The 19,750-nt window shown below is 63.4% G+C and carries 15 protein-coding genes; 6 read left to right on the top strand and 9 right to left on the bottom strand.

The window, feature by feature from the left end; genetic code table 11:
* Positions 1–167: 167 nt before the first annotated feature.
* The gene (locus ACODTZ_RS31610; RefSeq protein WP_489030692.1) at positions 168–1,580 is read right to left on the bottom strand and encodes an FAD-binding oxidoreductase; all 1,413 of its coding nucleotides are present in this window, start codon (positions 1,578–1,580) and stop codon (positions 168–170) included.
* 106 nt (positions 1,581–1,686) lie between these two features.
* The gene (locus ACODTZ_RS31605; RefSeq protein WP_489030690.1) at positions 1,687–2,721 is read right to left on the bottom strand and encodes an aldo/keto reductase; all 1,035 of its coding nucleotides are present in this window, start codon (positions 2,719–2,721) and stop codon (positions 1,687–1,689) included.
* A gap of 92 nt (positions 2,722–2,813) precedes the next feature.
* Between ACODTZ_RS31605 and ACODTZ_RS31600 the strand changes: the two genes are divergently transcribed.
* Together ACODTZ_RS31600 and ACODTZ_RS31595 are read left to right on the top strand one after the other, a co-directional pair.
* Positions 2,814–3,716, top strand: a complete 903-nt coding sequence (locus ACODTZ_RS31600; RefSeq protein WP_489030688.1) for a LysR family transcriptional regulator — start codon at positions 2,814–2,816, stop codon at positions 3,714–3,716.
* Positions 3,717–3,873: 157 nt separating this feature from the next.
* On the top strand, positions 3,874–4,962 hold the full coding sequence (locus ACODTZ_RS31595) for an AbrB family transcriptional regulator (RefSeq protein ID WP_047505749.1): 1,089 nt from the start codon (positions 3,874–3,876) through the stop codon (positions 4,960–4,962).
* Here the strand turns inward: ACODTZ_RS31595 and ACODTZ_RS31590 are convergent.
* The gene (locus tag ACODTZ_RS31590) at positions 4,922–5,842 is read right to left on the bottom strand and encodes an AraC family transcriptional regulator (RefSeq protein WP_489030685.1); all 921 of its coding nucleotides are present in this window, start codon (positions 5,840–5,842) and stop codon (positions 4,922–4,924) included. The genes ACODTZ_RS31595 and ACODTZ_RS31590 overlap by 41 nt on opposite strands.
* 33 nt (positions 5,843–5,875) lie before the next feature.
* Here ACODTZ_RS31590 and ACODTZ_RS31585 point away from each other — a divergent pair, with 33 nt between their 5' ends.
* Positions 5,876–6,283 (top strand): DUF2000 family protein, encoded by a 408-nt coding sequence (locus tag ACODTZ_RS31585; protein WP_112982604.1) that lies wholly within the window; start codon positions 5,876–5,878, stop codon positions 6,281–6,283.
* A 116-nt stretch (positions 6,284–6,399) separates the two neighbouring features.
* On the opposite strand, the gene ACODTZ_RS31580 is transcribed toward ACODTZ_RS31585, so the two are convergent.
* The 4 genes from ACODTZ_RS31580 to ACODTZ_RS31565 form a co-directional block, all read right to left on the bottom strand.
* Entirely contained in the window at positions 6,400–7,065 is a 666-nt protein-coding gene (locus ACODTZ_RS31580; protein ID WP_047505753.1) for a YiaD family glycine zipper/OmpA-like lipoprotein, read from the bottom strand.
* A gap of 186 nt (positions 7,066–7,251) precedes the next feature.
* A complete protein-coding gene (locus tag ACODTZ_RS31575) occupies positions 7,252–8,247 on the bottom strand; it encodes a flagellin N-terminal helical domain-containing protein (RefSeq protein ID WP_413397322.1) in 996 nt (331 codons plus the stop codon).
* Between the two features lie 265 nt (positions 8,248–8,512).
* Positions 8,513–11,668 carry an efflux RND transporter permease subunit gene (locus ACODTZ_RS31570; RefSeq protein ID WP_489030682.1) on the bottom strand — a complete coding sequence of 1,052 codons (3,156 nt, stop codon included), beginning with the start codon at positions 11,666–11,668 and terminating at the stop codon, positions 8,513–8,515.
* Positions 11,668–12,864: an efflux RND transporter periplasmic adaptor subunit gene (locus tag ACODTZ_RS31565; protein ID WP_489030680.1), complete on the bottom strand. Its 1,197-nt coding sequence runs from the start codon at positions 12,862–12,864 to the stop codon at positions 11,668–11,670. Before ACODTZ_RS31565 ends, ACODTZ_RS31570 begins: the two co-directional genes overlap by 1 nt.
* Before the next feature lie 352 nt (positions 12,865–13,216).
* Here ACODTZ_RS31565 and ACODTZ_RS31560 point away from each other — a divergent pair, with 352 nt between their 5' ends.
* A complete protein-coding gene (locus ACODTZ_RS31560; RefSeq protein WP_489030678.1) occupies positions 13,217–14,038 on the top strand; it encodes an alpha/beta fold hydrolase in 822 nt (273 codons plus the stop codon).
* A 536-nt stretch (positions 14,039–14,574) separates the two neighbouring features.
* The gene (locus ACODTZ_RS31555) at positions 14,575–17,058 is read left to right on the top strand and encodes an ATP-dependent helicase (protein WP_489030676.1); all 2,484 of its coding nucleotides are present in this window, start codon (positions 14,575–14,577) and stop codon (positions 17,056–17,058) included.
* A gap of 271 nt (positions 17,059–17,329) precedes the next feature.
* Here the strand turns inward: ACODTZ_RS31555 and ACODTZ_RS31550 are convergent, their stop codons facing one another.
* Positions 17,330–17,650, bottom strand: a complete 321-nt coding sequence (locus tag ACODTZ_RS31550) for a hypothetical protein (RefSeq protein ID WP_489030674.1) — start codon at positions 17,648–17,650, stop codon at positions 17,330–17,332.
* Positions 17,651–17,766: 116 nt separating this feature from the next.
* Positions 17,767–18,114, bottom strand: coding sequence for a hypothetical protein (locus ACODTZ_RS31545; protein WP_489030672.1), 348 nt, complete (start codon positions 18,112–18,114; stop codon positions 17,767–17,769).
* A 287-nt stretch (positions 18,115–18,401) separates the two neighbouring features.
* Between ACODTZ_RS31545 and ACODTZ_RS31540 the strand changes: the two genes are divergently transcribed.
* Positions 18,402–19,238: a siderophore-interacting protein gene (locus tag ACODTZ_RS31540; RefSeq protein WP_489030670.1), complete on the top strand. Its 837-nt coding sequence runs from the start codon at positions 18,402–18,404 to the stop codon at positions 19,236–19,238.
* The last annotated feature ends 512 nt before the right edge of the window (positions 19,239–19,750 follow it).

Raw genomic sequence — 19,750 nt, 5'->3', positions numbered from 1 at the left:
CCTAGATCATCAACCCGAAGCGTGTGAAGCCGCTTTCAGGCAACAAACCGCGCAATTCCTTGTTACGCCCACGCTTTCCCGGCGGCGCTCCGATTCGCTACGCTGTTCTCAATCCCTATCGGCATTCATGCCGCAAGCAAGCCAAGATCAAAACAGAGTGTTGATTTTCAGGCAGAATGGAAAATCTTGCCCGGATTGAAGATGTTATCCGGGTCTAGCGCATGCTTGACCTGGCGCATCATGTCGACAGCGCCCCCAAGCTCCTCTTCGAGAAACGCCATCTTGCCCTGGCCGATACCGTGTTCGCCAGTGCAGGTGCCGTCCATTTCAAGCGCCCGCTCGTTGAGCCGCGCCACGAAGCCCTCGGCAACGGCGATCCCCTCCTCCGTCTTGTCGTCGAACAAGAGCAGCACGTGAAAGTTCCCGTCGCCGGCATGACCGACGATCATCGCCAGCAAGCCATGCTCCTCGATATCGGCCTGCGTCTCGCCGATGCAATCGGCCAGGCGCGAGATCGGCACGCAGACGTCGGTCGACAGCGCCGCCATCTCCGGAGCCAGTGCGCGCGAAGCCCAATAGGCGTCATGGCGTGCTTTCCAGAGCTTGCTGCGTTCCTCGGCGTTGACGGTCCATGCGAACTCACCGCCCCCGCATTCAGCCGCGATCTCGCCGAACTGCGCCGATTGCAGCGCGACCGTTTCGTCGGTGCCGTGAAACTCGACGAACAGCGTCGGCTTCTCGTCGTAGTTCAGTTTCGAATAGGCGTTGCAGGCGCGGATCTGCAGGGCGTCGAGAAGCTCGATGCGCGCGACGGGCACGCCCATCTGGATCGTCATGATCACCGCGTCGCAAGCGGCACGCACCGTCGGAAACGCACAGACGCCGCCGCCGATCTTCTGCGGAATGCCCTGCAGCCGCAGCGTCACCGACGTCAGGATGCCAAGCGTACCCTCGGAGCCGACGAAAAGCCGCGTCAAGTCGTAGCCGGCGGAGGATTTGCGGGCGCGCCGCGCCGTGCGGATTTCCTCGCCATTGGCGGTAACGGCGGTGACCGAAAGCACGTTGTCCTTCATCGTGCCGTAGCGCACGGCGTTGGTGCCGGAGGCCCGCGTCGCCGTCATGCCGCCGATCGAGGCGTTGGCGCCCGGATCGATCGGGAAAAACAGGCCGGTATCGCGCAGATAGGTGTTGAGGTCCTCGCGGGTCACGCCCGGCTCGACGGTGCAGTCGAGGTCTTCCATATTGACCTCGAGCACGCGGTTCATCCGGCTGAAATCGATCGAAATACCGCCATTCGGTGCATTGACCTGCCCTTCCAGCGACGAACCGGTACCAAAGCCGATGACGGGCACCTTGTGCTCTGCGCAAACCTTGACGACAGCCTTTACATCATCGGCGCTCTCGGTGAAGAGAACGCCGTCAGGCAGCTGCGAGGGAATGTAGGTGGTTGTATGCGCGTGTTGCTCGCGAAACGACTGACCGGTCTGGAAGCGCTCGCCGAAGCTCTGTTTCAGGATACCGAGAACGCTGGCGATACCCGCCTCGTTGCGTGTGCCGGCCTTTGCGTCTTTGAGCGCCATCTCTTTGATCTCCTTACCGTCGTTGCCCGAGGGCACGTTGGTATGAGACAAGAGATGGCGGCTGTCCAGTGGCAGAATGGCCGCAGCAGTACGGCCATCACCGAGCTCAGACGAGCGGCGGGTTCAATCGCGCGAAACCCTCCTGCCGCTGATACGGAAAATACGGATAGGGCGCGCTGATCGCACTTGCCTTGTCGAGCCGCTCGACCTGCTCCTTCGACAGCGACCAGCCGACAGCCCCCAGGTTCTGCCGCAGCTGCTCCTCGTTGCGCGCGCCGATGATCACGCTCGACACCGTCGGGCGGCTGATCAGCCAGTTGAGCGCGATCTGCGGCACGGTCTTGCCGGTCTCCTCGGCGACGATATCGAGCGCGTCGACGATATCGTAGAGCTTCTCGTCATCGACGGGAGGCCCGTATTCCGCCGTCTGATGCAGCCGGCTTCCCTCCGGCAAAGGCTGTCCGCGCCTGATCTTTCCGGTCAACCGCCCCCAGGCGAGCGGACTCCACACCAGCGCTCCGACACCCTGGTCGGCGCCAAGCGGCATCAGCTCCCACTCATAGTCGCGGCCGGCCAGCGAGTAATAGACCTGATGCGCCACATAGCGCGAATAGCCATGCTGAGCGGATACGCTAAGCGACTTCATCAGCTGCCATCCGGAGAAGTTGGAAACGCCGATATAGCGGATCTTCCCGGCATCAATCAGCTGGTCCAGCGTCGAAAGCACCTCCTCGATCGGCGTCGATGCGTCGAAGGCGTGCAGTTGCAGCAGGTCGATATAATCGGTGCCAAGCCGCGTCAACGCCGCATCCGTCGCGCGCAGCAATCTCGCGCGCGACGCACCCCAATCGCCGGGCCCGTCTCCAACAGGAAGCGCCATCTTCGTCGAGATCAACACCTGATCGCGCCTACCCCTGATCGCGTGGCCAAGCACCTCCTCCGACGCGCCCGCCGAATAGACGTCAGCAGTATCGAACAGCGTTACCCCCGCCTCGATTGCGATATCCACCATCCGCGACGCCTCGGCGCCCGTCGTGTTGCCCCAGGCACCGAACAGCGGCCCCGAGCCGCCGAACGTGCCCGCGCCGAAACTCAACACCGGCACGCGAAGGCCGGATGCACCAAGCTGTCTGTATTCCATCGTCAGTCTCCTGTTGTTCCAACAGAGATAGACACTCCACACGCGATGAAATAGATTGCCGCCAGGAACACAATTCATGAATTTAAGTCATCATGAGCAGACCAGACATCAACCGCTCCGGAGAGATGGAAGTCTTCGTCCGCGCCGTCGAACTGGGCGGCTTCACCGCCGCCGCCCATGCCTGCCGCATGACGCCATCGGCCGTCAGCAAGCTCGTCGCCCGGCTCGAAGCACGGCTCGGCGCCCGCCTCGTCAACCGCTCCACCCGCAAGCTGCAACTGACGCCCGAGGGCTGCGCCTTTTACGAGCGCAGCGTCACCATTCTCGCCGATATCGCCGAAGCCGAGCGTTCCGCATCATCGGGAGAACTTGCCGCCGGCCCGGTCCGCATCAACACCAGCGCCTCCTTCGGCAATCACATCCTCGCGCCGCTCGTCTCGGGCTTCCTCGCGCTGCACCCCAGGATCACGCTCGATATCTCCTACACAGACAAGGTCGTCGACCTGCTCGACGACCGCGCCGACGTCGCCATCCGCGCCGGACCGCTGAAGAGCTCAACGCTGATCGCCCGCAAGCTCGGCGCGACGGACATGGTCATCGTCGCCTCGCCCGCTTACCTCGAAATACACGGTACACCCGCCACCGTGTCCGATCTCGAACATCACCGCCGCATCGGCCTCTCCTATGCTCGCAGCGTCGAGGGATGGCCCATGCGCGATGGCGGCGACGTCATCCGGCTGCCTCTCATACCGGGCATCCAGGTCGCCGATGGCGAGGCGATGCGGCACATGGCCTTGTCGGGTGCCGGCCTCGGCCGCCTCGCCCGCTTCACAGTCCGCGCCGATATCAAGGCCGGCCGCCTGATCCCGCTTCTCGAAGACCTCAACCCTGGAGACACCGAGGAATTCCACGCCGTCTATATCGGTCAGGGCGGCCCGCTGCCGGCGCGGGTCCGCGCGCTCCTCGATTTCCTCGCCGCCAATGTCAGGATGTAGGACCCCAAGAATTCGCAATTGACCCCATGTGCAGACGGCGCCTATACCCACGGCACGCCATCGGCGCCCGCCGATTTTCCAGCAAAGCCTCTGCCGCTCCCCCAGACGTCGCATCGACCCTTCATCAGCATTGGCAAGACATGCATCGGATAAGCCGTTGAAAGACGCCAGCCGCCAGTTCCGAACCGCCAGCCTGCCGCGCTGGGCTTTGCTGCTCGCCCTCTCCACCATTCTTGTCGTTGGCCTGGAAATGCTCGGCCTGCCCGCCTCGCTGCTGATCGGCCCGATGGTCGCCGCGATCCTCCTCGCCGTCTCGGTCGGCAAGGGCTCGCTGCGTGTCCCGCGCTGGCCGCTGCTGTTCGGCCAGGCGCTGGTCGGCTTCATGATGGCCCGTGCCATCACCGTCGATATCCTGCAGACGATGGCGAGCGACGCCCCACTCTTCCTCTCCATGATCTTCGCCGTCATCGCCGCAGCCGGCCTGCTCGGCTGGCTCTTGACCCGCTGGCAGGTGCTGCCGGGCACGACGGCGGTCTGGGGCTCATCGCCGGGTGCTGCGGCGGCCATGGTCGTCATGTCTGAGGCCTATGGCGCCGATGCGCGCCTCGTCGCCTTCATGCAATATCTGCGCGTCGTCTTCGTGGCCGTCGCCGCCTCCGTCGTCGCCCGCCTGTGGGTGGCAGCCGATGGCGGCGAGCCGCCACCGCTCATCCTGTTTCCGCCGATCGACTGGCCGGCACTAGCCGCAACCGTCGCGCTCACCTGTCTCTCGGCCTATTGCGCCACGCGCTTCCGCATTCCCGGCGGCACCATCATCGTCTCGCTGTTCACGGGCTCGCTGCTGCAGGGCCTCGGCCTCCTGAAGATCGAACTCCCCATGTGGCTCCTGGCGATCAGCTATGCCTTGATCGGCTGGAGCATCGGCCTGCGGTTCACGCGCGGGATCATCGCCCATGCCGCCCGCGCACTGCCGCGCGTCACCGCCTCGATCCTGATCCTGATGTCGCTCTGCGGCTGCATGGCCTATGCGCTGCATGTCTTCGCCGGCGTCGATCCGCTGACCGCCTATCTCGCCACCAGCCCGGGTGGCGCCGATTCCGTCGCCATCATCGCCGCCTCCAGCAATGTCGACGTGCCCTTCGTGATGGCCATGCAGATCGGCCGCCTGCTCATCATCCTCTTGACCGGCCCGATGCTCGCGCGCTTCATCGCCAAGCGCTCCGGCCTTGCGGAGAATCCTGTCTGAAGCCCTCGCGCCTCAATCCCGCCCATTGGCCGGGCGTCATGCCATAGGCCTTCTTGAAATGCCGGTTGAAATGGCTCTGGTCGGCAAAGCCTGTGGCGAACGCCGCCTCGGCGAGCGCTTCTCCGGCCCCAATCATCGCGCGGGCCTGCTGCAGCCGCCGCATCAGGAGATAACGATGCGGGCTGGTCGCGAATGCGGCGCGGAAATGCCGCGCCAGCTGAAACCGGTCGAGCCCCGTCACCACCTCCAGCTCGCCCGATGCCACCGGCCGCGTCGCATGCGCCTCGAGATAATCCCGCGCCAGCCTCGCGCGCTGCCAGGCAATGCTGCCGAGCGGCCTAGGCGGAGCGCCCGCATGCCGCGCCAGACCATCCGCCACCCGTGACAGGAAGTCGTCGACGAAGAGTTCGTCCAGCTCCCGGTCCAGTTCACCGAGCGCCGCCAGAAGCGTGCCGGCCAGCACGGGATCGTTGAAGACAGGCTGATCGACGAAGGGCAAGCCGATGCGCGCCGCCTCCAGACAGTCGAAAAGCAGCGAGGGTTCCAGATAGAGCATGCGGTATTGCAGCCCGTGATCCGTCCCCGCCCCGCCATCGTGCTCCTCGTCGGGATGCAGCACGATCACCTGCCCCGGCAAGCTGAAACGCCGCTCTCCACGATAGGAAAAGGTCTGCACGCCCTTGATCGTCACCCCAAGCGCATAAGTATCGTGACGATGCGGCTCAAACGCGTTTCCCGCGAACTGCGCCTCGATGCGCTCGATGCCAGGAAAGGCCGGCGCGGTGACGATCCCCGGTGCAATGGCACGCCCGTTCGTGCCAGGCTCCGTGCACAAACGTTCAAGACCCTCAAGGGCGTGATGGCTTAGATCCTCATCCAACCGACGTCGAAACCCGCATGAAAAGAGACTGGAATGTTTGATACCAAAATTGCGATCGTGCTGCGAAACAATCTTCCATCCTGGCAGACGCTGAATGTCACCGCCTTCCTGATGAGCGGGATCACCGGCCAGAACCCCGAGATCATTGGAGACGCCTACAAGGACCGCTCGGGCAATCTCTACAACCCGCTCTCGATCCAGCCGATCATCGTTCTGGCAGCACCCGAGGAGACCATGTCCACCATCCACCGCCGCACGCTGGAGCGCGGCATCACCGCGTCGCTCTTCATCGAGGAGATGTTTGCGACCGGCCACGACGCCGCCAACCGCGCCGTCTTTGCGCAATACGCGCCAGATGACGCCAAGGTGGTCGGCATCGCCATCCGCGCCGACAAGAAGATCGTCGACAAGATCACCAAGGGCGCTGTCATGCACCCTTGAAGCAATGCCAGGAAAAGTGTGAAGCGGTTTTCCGTCCGGAATTGCGTAATTCAAACTACTCTAACGCAAAACGGCCGGGCATCTGCCCGGCCGCTTCAACTCTCGATCGAGCCCGATCAGCTCTGGGTGATCGGCGCGATCTGGATTTCGACGCGGCGGTTCTGCGCGCGTCCGGCTTCCGAGGCGTTGGAAGCCACCGGCTGCGACGGGCCGAAGCCGACGGCCGACATGCGGCGCTGGTCGATGCCCTGACCGCCGAGATAGCCTGCGACAGACTCGGCACGGCGCTGCGACAGATCCTGGTTGTGCTGCAGGCTGCCGGTCGAATCGGTGTGGCCGTTGACGTCGATCAGCGTGCGGTTGAACTTGCGCAGCACAATCGCCACCGAGTTCAGCGTCGGGTAGAAGCCAGGCTTCACGGCGTCCTGGTCGACGTCGAAGGTGATGTTCGACGGCATGTTCAGGATGATGTTGTCGCCGTTGCGGGTAACGGAGATACCGGTGCCCTGCAGCTGCGCGCGCAGTTCCGATTCCTGCTGGTCCATGTAGTTGCCGATCGCGCCGCCGGCGAGAGCGCCGACACCGGCGCCGATCAGCGCCGCGTTACGCCGACCAACCGGCGAACCGCCCACGGCCAGACCCGCGAGCGCGCCGACGCCGGCGCCGAGCAGCGCGCCGCCCGATGTGTTCGACATCTTCTGCTGGCCCGTATACGGATCCGTCGTCGTGCAGGCGCTGAGGTAGGTCGCGGCAACGGCGAGAAGGATGAATTTCTTGATCATGGACAGGCGTATCTCCAATTCGATGGTGATGCGAGCAGTATTAAGGAATGCGGCAAGAAGATGAAGCGCGCGCCCTGAATACTGGAAAATCGATGGATTGCACAGCCTTAGAGCCGGAACTCCTGAAAAAGTCACCGGCGTCGGCGACGCCGGCCGCCAATAGCGGCCGATGCAAACGATGACGCGTCAGAAGTTCTGGAACAGCTGCCGCACCGTGTCATAGGTGGCGTTCGCAATGTTGAGCGATTGCAGGCCCAGTTGCTCTTGCGTCTGCAGTGCCGCGAGCCGGCTCGATTGCTCCTCCATGTCGGCATCGATCAATCTGCTCATCCCGCGTGCGAATGCGTCGCCCAGCGTCTGCGCGAAGTCGCTCTGCAGGCTGATGCGCTTTTCCAGCGCGCCGAAGGACGAGCCGATCGTCGTCATCTGCCCGAGCATCTTGTCGACGACCGAGACCATCTCCTTCACCTCCGCTGTGGTCGTGCTCGACGACACCCCGATCTCGACCTGCCCTGCCGTATTGCCGGCGCTGGCGAGCATCACATAGTTCTGCGAGGCGCCAAGCTCGGTCGCGAAATATTGCGAGGTCAACGCCCCATATTCACCCGATCCCGTGGTCCGATCGTCGATCAGATAGCGCGCGTCCTTGGAGGTTGTCGATCCAACCGGCGCGATATCGACCTCGTAGCTCAACGTTCCGATTTCGACGCTTCCGTCGGGATGCCTTGTGAAAGACGCCGGGATCTCGCGCGGTCTCGCCGGATCGTCGGCATCGTCGATCGCCACCCAATTGTCGTTGTTGAAGCTGGCGGCGCCGGAGACGGCCCGCAGCTGCTGCTTCAGGTGGGTGATATCGAGATTGATCTTGTCCTTGTCGACGCCATCCTCGGTGGCGGCCACGAGCTTGGCCTTGATCTGGCTGACGAGCTCGGTCGATTCGCCGACGGCGGTATAGGCCGTATCCATCGTCGCGGCGGCCAGTCCCAGCGCGTCGCGCACCGCCGACTGCGCTCTCTGGTCGCTCTTCAAGGTCGAGCTGATCGCCCAATAGGCGCCGTTATCCGAGGCGCGTTCGACCCGGAGGCCGGTGGAGACCTGCCTCTGGGTCGTCGTCAGTTTATTCCCGATGTCGCGCAATACATAAAGCGCGGCATCCACCGAAGTGCGCCGATAAATACTCACGGATACAGAACTCCGAACACAACATACGCAACAGGTACAAATGAACCGGTGCCGCGAACACTCATGTCCGGGGGCGCCAAAACAGCGGCGCCGTGCAGCCTCCCGAAACGCTGGAAGACCATCGGTATCGATGCCAATGATTACGGACTATGCTTAAAAAACAGCTAAAAGTCGCAATTAATTTAGCCTGTTATGCAACCATTCGGAAACTATACGAAAACACCGCCCGAACCGCCCCGAAGGCACGATTGCAGGGCGGCGATTGTCATTCAGCAGCTTCGAGCTGATCCCGCGCGGCGGCGATTTTCGGCCGCTCGGCATGTTCCATCTCCTGATGCAACCGTGCCTCTTCATGCGCATGCGGCTTGGCGAAGCGGGCGATCAGCAGATAGGCGACGGGCGTGATGAACAGCGTCACCAGCGTCGCGAAACCAAGTCCGCCGACGATCACCCATCCGAGCGCCACGCGCGCCTCGGCACCCGCGCCATGCGCGAAGACCAGCGGCACGCCGCCGAGGATGGTGGCGATCATCGTCATCATCACGGGACGCAGACGCAGCGCGCACGCCTTCTCGATCGACGCCCTGACCTCCTCGCCCTGGTCGCGCAACTGGTTGGCGAACTCGACGATCAGGATGCCGTTCTTGGCCATGACGCCGACAAGCAACACCAGGCCGATCTGGCTGTAGATGTTGAGGCTGGAGCCGGTGATCACAAGCGCGAAGACCGCGCAGGCAAGCCCCAGCGGCACCGTCGACATGATGATCACGGACGACAGCATGCTCTCGAACTGCGCCGCCAACACCAGGAAGATGATGATGATGGCGAAACCGAAGGTCAGCGCCATGCCGTTGGCGTTTTCTTCCAGCGTCGCCGCTTCCGCAAGCGGCATCAACCGTGCACCGGAAGGCAGCAGAGGCCCGGCCAGCGTCACGGCCTCTTTCACCGCATCGCCAAGCGACACGCCGTCCTTCAAGCCAGCGGTGATCGCCACCGACGCCAGCTGCTGTTCGCGATTGAGCTGCGGCGCCACGGCGCCTTCTTGCAGCGAGGCGATGACCGACATCGGCACGATCTTGCCGTCGCCGGTTTTCAGGAACACGTTCTCCAGATCGGTCGGATCGTCGAGCGGCCGCGTGTTCGAGGTCAAAAGCACCGGATAGGCATCGCCCTTGACGAACACGTCGACAACCGAGCGCCCTTCCAGCAGCGACTGAATGGCGGTCGACAGGCCGGTGATGTTGATGCCGAGATCCGACGCCCGCTCGCGGTCGATCGAGATCGACACCTGCGCCTGCGTCGGCTCGTTGGCGAGACGCGGCGTGTCGTATCGTCCGGTCGCGTCGAGCGCCTGCACCAGCTTCAGCGCCGATTGCGTGAGCGCATCGTAATCGCTGCCGATCAGCGCCATCTGCAACCCGTTGCCGGCGCCGCGAATGCGCAGGCTGTTGGACTGGATGGCATTGCCGCGCAGCGCCGGCACCTTCAGCGCGGCGCGATTGATATCGGCGACGATTTCGTTCTGCGTGCGCTCGCGCTCGCCCCAGGGGGCCAGCGTCAGCACCATGAAGCCGCTATTGGCTTGCCCGTTCTGGCCGGAGACCGAAAAGACATTGCGGATATCACCGCTATCGACCAGCGGCTGCAGATATTCCTCGACCAGCTGCAGCTTGTCGCGCGTATATTCGAGGCTCGATCCCTGCGGCGTCGTCAGCCGCATCATCACCATCGCCCGATCCTCGTTGGGCGTCAGCTCGCTCTTCACGCCGGTAAAGGCAAGCACAGCTGCACCGGCGAAGATCACCGAGAACACGATGACGACGAAGGGCGCATTCAGGCAGCGCTGAAGGCACCATTCATAAGCGCTGGAAAACCGGTCGCCGAAGCGGCCGAGCATCCCGTGATCCTCTTTCATCTCCCGGGTCAGCATCCGCGATGCCATCATCGGGCAAAGCGTCAGCGCCACCAGCGACGACAGGCCGACGGAGAATGCGAGCACGAAGCCGAACTCGCGGAACAGGCCGCCGACCTGCCCCGGCAGGAACGACAGCGGAATGAACACGGCGGCCAGCGTCGCTGTCGTCGCGATAACAGCGAAGAACACCTCGCGCGTGCCAAGCACGGCGGCCGCGCGCGGCCCCATGCCCTGCGCGCGGCGGCGCACGATATTCTCGAGCACCACGATTGCATCGTCGACCACGAGACCGGTCGCGAGCACGATCGCCAGCAGCGTCAGGATATTGATCGAGAAACCGACCATGTAGATCGCCGCCAGCGTGCCGATCAGCGCCACCGGCATGCTCACCGCCGGAATGATCGTCGCCCGCCAGTCGCGCAGGAAGAGATAGATGACGGCCGTGACGATGACGGCGGCCAGTACCAGCGCCAGCACCACTTCGTGGATGGCGCCCTGGATGAACACCGCATCATCGCTGGTAATCGCGATCCTGGTGCCCTCGGGCAGCGTCTTCGACAACTGCTCGACCGCAGCCTTGATACCATTGGAGATATTGAGCGTATTCGACTGCGCCTGGCGGATGACGCCGAGACCGATGCCGGGCACCCCGTTCGAGCGCAACGCCGTCTGCCCATCGCGCGGACCAAGCGTCACGGTCGCCACATCGCCGAGACGCACGCGGTCGAGCAGCATGACGTTGGCGAAATCCTCGGGCTTCTGCAGGCTGGCGGTGGCGCGCACGACGATATTCTGCGTCGGGCTCTTCAGCGAACCGGCCGGCACGTCGAGTGCTGCATTCGACAGCGCATTGGTGAGATCGCCGATCGTTAGCCCGCGGCTCGCGAGCTCCGACTGATCGACATCGACCCGAAACACCTTCTCCTGATCGCCATAGCTTTCGACATCGGCCACGCCATCGACGGAGGCCAGCCGGTCGATCACCTCATTGTCGACGAGCAGCGTCAGGTCGTCCATGTTGAGCTTGGTGGAGGTGACGGCAAGACGCATGATCGGCTGCGAATCCGAATCCGCCTTGACGATCTGCGGCGCGTCGGCGTCGTCAGGCAGCCGGTCGGTAATCCGTCCGATCGCGTCGCGCACGTCGTTGGCGGCGACCGCCAGATCCACCGTATCGGAGAACTCCAGCGTCACCCGGCTCTGGCCGAACTGCGAGCTCGACGAGATCGACTTCAGCCCGCTGACGCGCGCCGATGCGCCCTCGATGACCTTGGTCACCTCCTGGTCGATCGTCTGCGGCGACGCGCCGTCGAATGTGGTGCGCACGGTCACGACCGGCCGATCGACGTCAGGCAGCTCGCGCACCTCGATGCCGACATAGGCGGCGAGACCCGCAACGATCATCAGCGTGTTGAACACCAAGGCCAGGATCGGCCGGCGCACGAAGAGAGCCGTGAACGTCTGCTTGCCCGAAGGCGTATTATTGTGGGTGCCGCTGTCGCTCATCAGGTGACGGGCTCCTTGGCGGCCAGTTCGCCCCCTTCGGAGCGCACCGGCCCGCCCTCGCGCACGCGCTGCAGGCCCTGCGTGACGATCAGGTCGCCATTATCAAGGTTGCCCTTGACCAGCACATAGTCGGGATTGCGCTGGACGATGCTGACGCGCACCTTGTGCGACTTCTGCTCGGCCACGCGCCAGACGAAGGAGCCTTGCGAATCCCACTGAACCGACTGCGGATCGACCGCCGGATACTGGTCGCCATCGAACCGCATGCCGACGCTGAACGACATGCCGGCGCGCAGCTCGTCGGCCGCGTTGTTGATCCGCGCCCGCATCCGGAGCGTACGGCTTGCCGGATCGACGCGGTTGTCGATCGCCTCGACCGCGCCCGAAAACACCTGCCCCGGCCGCGCCACCGACGTCGCCTCGACTGCCTGGCCGACCTTGACCGTATTGGCGAAGCGCTCCGGCACCCAATAGTCGACGAGGATTTCCGTGCGATCGTCGAGCGTCACGATCGGCGTCGTCGTCGAGACGTTGTCGCCGATATTGACAGGCATGATTCCGACGATACCGTCGATCGGCGCCAGGATGTTGCGGCGATCGAGGCTGAGCTGCGCCGCCTGCAATTGCAGCCGCGCGTTCTGCTCGGCGATCTCCTGATCGAACACGTCCATGCGCGACACGCTGGACTTGATATTGTTGTACAGGCTGGACTTCTCGACCGCCGATTTCAGCGCGACTTCGGCCTGCCCCTTGACGATCACCTGCTCCTCGCTGTCGAGCTTGGCGATGATCTGCCCCTGCTTGACCCGGTCGCCGGACTTGACGAGGATTTCGCGGATGAGACCGCTCGCCTGCGGCGTCACCACCACCGAGCGGATCGCATCCCCCGTGCCGATCGCACCCAGCCGGTCGTTGACAACGCCAGGCACGACGGCCTGCGTGACGACAAGCACCGCGCCGTTGCGGCCGCCACCGCCGCCATTGCCACCACCCTGGCGACGATTGCCCGCCTGCTCGCCACCTGCTGTAGGCGCCGCGGCGCTTGCTTTGTCGGGATCGATCGCCTTACCGACCAGCGCTTCGGGAACGCCGGCATTGCGCAGCGTATCGCGCGCGCCGGGCACAAAGACAGCCCATCCGGTAACGCCAGCGGCGATAACGATGAGACAGATCGCAAACTGCTTCCAAAATGACATTCACGTCTCCAGAGGGACTCGAGGTTGTCCAGGGTCGATCGACAGAGGCGCATACGTGGCAAATCGCCGCGCAACGCCGGAATTATTGTCCGTTTACGGGTCAGCGGCAAGAGAATTGCCCACCCATTACAGGATTGTAATGTCAACTGATGATGACCGGCGAATGTCGGTCTTTGCGCGCTGACGTTGCGGGCAGCGGGAACGGGCCCGCCCAACAGCAACAATGTCGGCGAAATCAGGAAATAGTGCTTTCGTTTCTGATCATTCCGATGTTCTCTGCCGTCGCGCAATGGACCGCAAGAGCGCCCGCCGCTCCATTCATTCAAACGCGAACGCAAAGAGGATGACGAGCATGCCGAAGATCACCACCAAGGACGGAACGAAGATTTTCTACAAGGATTGGGGCACCGGCCAGCCGATCCTCTTCTCGCATGGTTGGCCGCTTTCGGGCGACGCCTGGGAAGCGCAGATGCTCTATTTCGGCCAGAACGGCTACCGCGTCATCGCCCACGACCGCCGCAGCCACGGCAAGTCCTCCCAGACCTGGGACGGCAACAACATGGACCAGTATGCCGACGACCTGGCCGAACTGATCGAGCATCTCGACCTCAAGAACCTGATCATGATCGGCCATTCCACCGGCGGCGGCGAAGTCGCCCATTATCTCGGCCGCCACGGCACCAAGCGCGTCGCCAAGGTGGTGCTGGTCGGCGCCGTTCCGCCGCTGATGCTGAAAACCGACGCCAACCCCGAGGGCCTGCCGCTCAACGTCTTCGACGGCATCCGCAAGGGCACCGCGCTCGACCGCTCGCAATTCTTCCGCGATCTCTCCATGCCCTTCTACGGCTTCAACCGCGACGGCGCCAAGGTCAACGAAGGCCTGCGCGAAACCTTCTGGCTGATGGGCATGGCCGGCGGTATCAAGGGCGAATACGACTGCATCCACGAATTCTCCGAGGTCGACTACACCGACGACCTCCGCAAGATCGACAAGCCGACCCTATTCATCCACGGCGACGACGACCAGATCGTCCCCATCGTCGCGGCCGCCCTGAAGTCCTCGAAGATCGTAAAGGGTGCCGTGCTCAAGGTCTATGAGGGCTCCAGCCACGGCCTCGCGCAGGTCGAACCGGAACGCTTCAACGCGGATGTGCTTGCGTTCATCAAGGGGTGATCGGCCCGCCGCGCCGTCGCATGTTGGACGCTTGAGGTTCACCCGCACCGTTGGATTCGAGGAAACGTGCTTAGATCCTCGGCACAAGGCCGAGGATGACGCCGAGCGAGAGGAAAAATCTTCCACCTCAATAGGTTACAGACGCGCCCCTCATTCTCAGCCGTCATCCTCGGGCTCGTCCCGAGGATCTGCTAAGCCCTCGTTTTGCTCGACGTGAATGGACACTTGGCGCGGCACCGCACCGTTGAACTCGCGGAGACGTGCTTAGATCCTCGGCACAAGGCCGAGGATGACGCCGAGCGAGAGGAAAGCTATTCTACTTCAATAAGTTACAGACGCGACCCCCACCCGCCGCCGTCATCCTCGGGCTCGTCCCGAGGATCTAACCACGGTCCCGCTTGCTCGACGTGAATGGACACGAGGCGCAACCAGCGCATCACTCACTCCCGACCGCAACACGCAACATCCCGTGGACCGGGAATGAAAGCAGAACATCTTTTCTGGTCTTTCCGATCCGAATCACTACATTACGCGCCATGAGCAACAGTTTCGACGATATGCCCTTCTTCGACGAGGAGCCGGGCGAAGCGCCGCGCAAGCCGCAAGCCCCCGCAGCCCCAGCCCGCGGCGCCCCGACATCAGGAGGTCTCGCCGCCCGCGCCATGGCCGCTCGTGGCGGTGCTCGAGAGCGGCCGGATTATCTCGATGGCCTCAATCCCGAGCAGACCGAAGCCGTCGAAACGCTGGAGGGCCCGGTCCTCGTGCTTGCCGGCGCCGGCACCGGCAAGACGCGCGTGCTGACCACGCGCATCGCCCATATATTGAACACCAACCGCGCCTTCCCCTCGCAGATCCTGGCGGTGACCTTCACCAACAAGGCCGCCCGCGAGATGAAGGAGCGTATCGCGCATCTGGTCGGTGGCGCGGTCGAGGGCATGCCCTGGCTCGGCACCTTCCACTCGATCGGCGTCAAGCTGCTGCGCCGCCACGCCGAGCTCGTCAACCTGCGCTCCGATTTCACCATTCTCGACACCGACGACGTCGTGCGCCTCGTCAAGCAGCTGATCCAGGCCGAAGGCCTCGACGACAAGCGCTGGCCGGCCAAGCAGTTCGCCGGCATGATCGACACCTGGAAGAACAAGGGGCTGGGCCCCGCCGACATCCCCGAGGGCGACGCGCGCGCTTTCGCCAACGGCAAAGGCCGCGAACTCTACTTCGCCTACCAGCAGCGCCTCTCGACGCTCAACGCCTGCGATTTCGGTGACCTCCTGATGCATCCGATCGCGATCTTCCGGAAGACGCCCGATCTGCTCAAGGAATACCACCAGCGCTTCCGCTATATCCTCGTCGACGAGTATCAGGACACCAACACCGCGCAGTATATGTGGCTGCGGCTGCTCGCCCAGCGACCCAAGGGCGAGCCGCAGAACGTCTGCTGCGTCGGCGACGACGACCAGTCGATCTATGGCTGGCGCGGCGCCGAAGTGGACAACATCCTGCGCTTCGAGAAGGATTTCCCCGGCGCCAAGGTGATCAAGCTCGAGCGCAACTACCGCTCGACCGCCCATATTCTGGGTGCCGCCGCGCACCTGATCACTCATAATGAAGGCCGCCTCGGCAAGACGCTATTCACCGACCGCCGCGACCCTGATGATATCAAGGTGCAGGTCCACGCCTCCTGGGACAGTGAAGAAGAAGCCCGCGCAATCGGCGACGAGATCGAGCAGCTGCAGCGCAATCAGCACAAGCTGAACGATATCGCGATCCTCGTGCGCGCCTCCTTCCAGATGCGCGAGTTCGAAGATCGCTTCGTGACGCTCGGCCTCAACTACCGCGTCATCGGCGGCCCGCGCTTCTACGAGCGCCTCGAAATCCGCGATGCCATGGCCTATTTCCGCCTCGTCGCCCAGCCGGCCGACGACCTCGCCTTCGAGCGCATCATCAACACCCCCAAGCGCGGCCTCGGCGACACCACCGTGCGCGCGCTGCACGATTATGCCCGTGCCCGCGACATCCCGATGCTGGCGGCAGCCGCCGACATGATCGAGACGGACGAGCTGAAGCCGAAGGCGCGCAAGGCGCTGTTCGACGTGATTCAATCTTTCCGCAGATGGCAGGAAAGGCTTGAAAACACATCACATACCGAGCTCGCCGAGCAGATCCTCGAAGAGTCCGGCTATACCGACATGTGGAAGGCCGACAAGACCGCCGACGCCCCCGCCCGCCTCGACAACCTGAAGGAACTCATCCGCTCGATGGAGAGCTTCGAGTCGATGCGCGGCTTCCTTGAACACGTCTCGCTGGTCATGGACGCCGAGCAGAACGAGAACCTCGATGCCGTCTCGATCATGACGCTGCACTCGGCCAAGGGCCTCGAATTCGAGACCGTCTTCCTGCCCGGCTGGGAGGAAGGCCTCTTCCCGCACCAGCGCTCGCTCGACGAGACCGGCCGCGCCGGCCTCGAGGAAGAACGTCGCCTGGCCTATGTGGGGCTGACCCGCGCCAAGCGCCGCTGCCACATCTGGTTCGTCTCCAACCGCCGCATCCACGGCCTGTGGCAATCGACCATCCCTTCGCGCTTCCTCGACGAACTGCCCGACACCCATGTCGAGGTCGCCGAGGTCGAGCAGAGCTACGGCGGTTACGGCCGCGGCGGCTACGGCCAGTCGCGCTTCGACAAGGCCGAGCCCTTCGCCAACAGCTATTCCACGCCCGGCTGGAAACGCGCCCAGCAAAACCGCAACGACGCCACCCGCGACAACTGGGGCTCCCGCTCCGGCCACTCGGTCGAGCGCATCGGCTACGGCGAAAGCGGCCCGAAGACCCGCACCATCGACGGCGAACTCGTCGCCAAATCGACAGCGACCCAGCCCTCGAAATTCACCGTCGGCGACCGCGTCTTCCACATGAAGTTCGGCAACGGCAACATCAAGATGATCGAGGGCAACAAGCTGACGATCGACTTCGACAAGGCCGGCGAGAAGCGGGTGCTGGACGGGTTTGTCGAGGCCGTTGGCTAGAGAAGACACGGCGGCCCAAAGCCGCCGTCACCCTTTCGTGACTTCGCATATAGCCCCACCTACCGCATACTCCCCGCGCCCGCACCATAGTCACGGGCCTAAATAGGAGGATGCCATGAAACGCTACTCGCTATCCCTGATCGCAATGTCCCTTGCACTGGCCATCGTCGGCAACCCGGCGATCGCGCTCGCTTGCAACAAGATCGTCGGGACGTGATCAGCTGAATGAATAGGGTGAGCGGGTGCGAGCCCGCTCATCACCTCTATTCGTCTATCGAAGCTTGCTTACTTCCGCGAGAGCGAGATCGATGTTTTCAAGAGCCATCTCAAGCGCAGCTTTCGCGTCTTGCAAAGCCTTCAACGAATGATGGGCCGCTCGGCCCGAGGAATACGGCCCCGGAGGCGGTAGTGTCTCCATGGATGCGGCAGGAACCCAGTCGAATTTCTTCCCGGAGAGAATATCTGCAACCCGGCCCTGGTTTACACCAAACCAAGCAGCTATATCGTGATGGCGATCGTACCGCGCGCCCATGCCTTTGACCAAGGCTGCATCAAATTCGTCAAGTCGTCGACCGCTCGGCTCTGCCCTCAAGGTATTACTCCAGACCAATACTGAGACTACGGGCAGCAATATCAAAAAATGACTGATCAGAAAAACACCAATACAATTTAAAGTTAAAATTGACGAGCCGATACACTGGGTAGCCCTCACCCCAAGATCGGCATCGACCCCAGCCCCAATATATCGTTGAGCAGCGCCAGCCCAATCCCAACAGCCACGATCGTGAGCCCGATCAGAAACAGCCGCCGCGAGCGGTCGTATTTGGCTGCGATCAGTGAATCCCGCGCGAGGAGATCGGCGAAGACCTTCACCTGAAGTGCGATGCCGACGATGAGCAGCAGCATCGGCAGGATGTCGATGGGGCTCCAGTCGTTCGGATTGGAGACCCAGCGGCTGATGAAGGTGAGACAGAAGCCGAGGATGATGCCGGCGGCGGTCAGCGAGCCGTTGCGGAAGGTGGCGTCGATCTTCTCTTCCGGATCCGGCTCGGGCATGGCTCTGACTTTCGGTTGAACGGCTGATCGAAGCAAGGCAGAAATCGCGCGAAACAGCAAGAGCGGCCGAAGATTACAAAAGCTTCACTAAAAAATCATGTTTTAATCTTGCCAGTCCTCTCGGCCCCGGCTAGGTAAGAAACACATCTGCCGCATCCGCTCCTTGAGAGCGGCGCCGCACGTAAGCGTTAACGTCAACCAACGCGCTGATCGAACCCGAAGCCGGGGTGCGAGCGGCGCGGCGTGCCTGCGTCATGAGCGTCCCGGTTCTCTATAAGGAACCAAAGATGACGGCCAACACCACGCCATCCCCCACCGAAAAGCGCCACCTGATCGAACGCGTCCGCCACGAGCTCAAGCGCCGCGTGCTCACCGTCCGCCGCGTCGAACACGTCACCCCTCAAATGCTGCGCGTCACGCTTGAGGGTGCCGATCTCGAAGGCTTCGTCAGCCTCGGCCATGACGACCACGTCAAGATCCTCGTGCCCCGCCCCGGCGAGGAGCCGGCCTTTCCGGAGATGGGCCCCGAGGGCAAGCTTTTGATCGACCCGGAAAACCGCCCGTCGCTGCGCGACTACACGCCCCGCCGCTATGATCCCGTGGCCGGAGAACTCGACATCGACTTCGCCCTGCACGAGGCCGGCCCCGCCACCGAATGGGCGCTCAACGCCAAGCCCGGCGACAGGCTCGGCCTCGGCGGCCCACGCGGCTCCTTCGTCGTCTCCACCGATTTCGACTGGTACCTGCTGGTCGGCGACGAAACAGCGCTCCCCGCCATCGGCCGCCGCCTCGAGGAACTGCCCGAAGGCGGGAAGGCGATCGTCATCGCCGAAGTCGCCGGCCCCGAGGAGGAGCAGGCCTTTGCCAGCAAGGCTGAGCTCTCGGTCACCTGGCTGCACCGCGGCGCGCAGCCGGCGGGCACCACGGACGATCTCGAACAGGTGCTGCGCGATATCATGTTGCCCGAAGGCGACGGCTACGTCTGGATCGCCTGCGAAACCGTGCTCGCCAAGCGCCTGCGTGTCGTCATGGTCGAGGAGCGCGGGCACCCCAAACCCTGGATCAAGGCCGCCGGCTACTGGAAGCGCGGCCAGGCCGACTTCCACGAGACGCATGGGGATTGAGGCCCGGCGTGATGCCGACGGGGATGGACACGAGGAAAGGCGGGGCTGCGGATGCTCGCAGCCGTCCACCCACAGCCGCACCGTTGCACTCTCGGTGACGTGCTTAGATCCTCGGCACCTTGGCCGAGGATGACGCCGCGCGTGGGGTTTTCGCTGCGGGAACAAGTGGTTGGTGGCCGTCACCAGATGTCTGGGCACCGTCGCTGCCCCACTCTCGGCGTCATACTCGGGCTCGTCCCGAGTATCTGCTAAGCGTGCCACTTGCTCGACGGGAATGGACACGAGGAAAGACGGCGCTGCGGGTGTTCGCGGGCACCGAGTCAAAGCCGCACCGTTGCACTCTCGGCGACGTGCTTAGATCCTCCGGACGAGCCCGAGGATGACGTCGCGAATGGGGTTTTCGCTGCGGGAACAAGCGGTTGGTGGCTGGCACCCGATGTCTGGGTGCACCGTCACTCCACTCTCGGCGTCATACTCGGGCTCGTCCCGAGTATCTGCTAAGCGTGCCACTT

The sequence above is a fragment of the Rhizobium sp. FG113 genome, assembly GCF_057809895.1.
Note: the sequence above shows the minus strand (reverse complement) of the source record. Positions and strands in the feature narration are given on the sequence as shown.

What these genes read in the sequence shown, in the direction of transcription:
- ACODTZ_RS31610 (WP_489030692.1), bottom strand. Translation starts at nt 1,580, where the DNA reads ATGGCGCTCAAAGACGCAAAGGCCGGCACACGCAACGAGGCGGGTATC.
- ACODTZ_RS31605 (WP_489030690.1), bottom strand. Translation starts at nt 2,721, where the DNA reads ATGGAATACAGACAGCTTGGTGCATCCGGCCTTCGCGTGCCGGTGTTG.
- ACODTZ_RS31600 (WP_489030688.1), top strand. Translation starts at nt 2,814, where the DNA reads ATGAGCAGACCAGACATCAACCGCTCCGGAGAGATGGAAGTCTTCGTC.
- ACODTZ_RS31585 (WP_112982604.1), top strand. Translation starts at nt 5,876, where the DNA reads ATGTTTGATACCAAAATTGCGATCGTGCTGCGAAACAATCTTCCATCC.
- ACODTZ_RS31580 (WP_047505753.1), bottom strand. Translation starts at nt 7,065, where the DNA reads ATGATCAAGAAATTCATCCTTCTCGCCGTTGCCGCGACCTACCTCAGC.
- ACODTZ_RS31570 (WP_489030682.1), bottom strand. Translation starts at nt 11,668, where the DNA reads ATGAGCGACAGCGGCACCCACAATAATACGCCTTCGGGCAAGCAGACG.
- ACODTZ_RS31565 (WP_489030680.1), bottom strand. Translation starts at nt 12,864, where the DNA reads ATGTCATTTTGGAAGCAGTTTGCGATCTGTCTCATCGTTATCGCCGCT.
- ACODTZ_RS31560 (WP_489030678.1), top strand. Translation starts at nt 13,217, where the DNA reads ATGCCGAAGATCACCACCAAGGACGGAACGAAGATTTTCTACAAGGAT.
- ACODTZ_RS31555 (WP_489030676.1), top strand. Translation starts at nt 14,575, where the DNA reads ATGAGCAACAGTTTCGACGATATGCCCTTCTTCGACGAGGAGCCGGGC.
- ACODTZ_RS31545 (WP_489030672.1), bottom strand. Translation starts at nt 18,114, where the DNA reads ATGCCCGAGCCGGATCCGGAAGAGAAGATCGACGCCACCTTCCGCAAC.
- ACODTZ_RS31540 (WP_489030670.1), top strand. Translation starts at nt 18,402, where the DNA reads ATGACGGCCAACACCACGCCATCCCCCACCGAAAAGCGCCACCTGATC.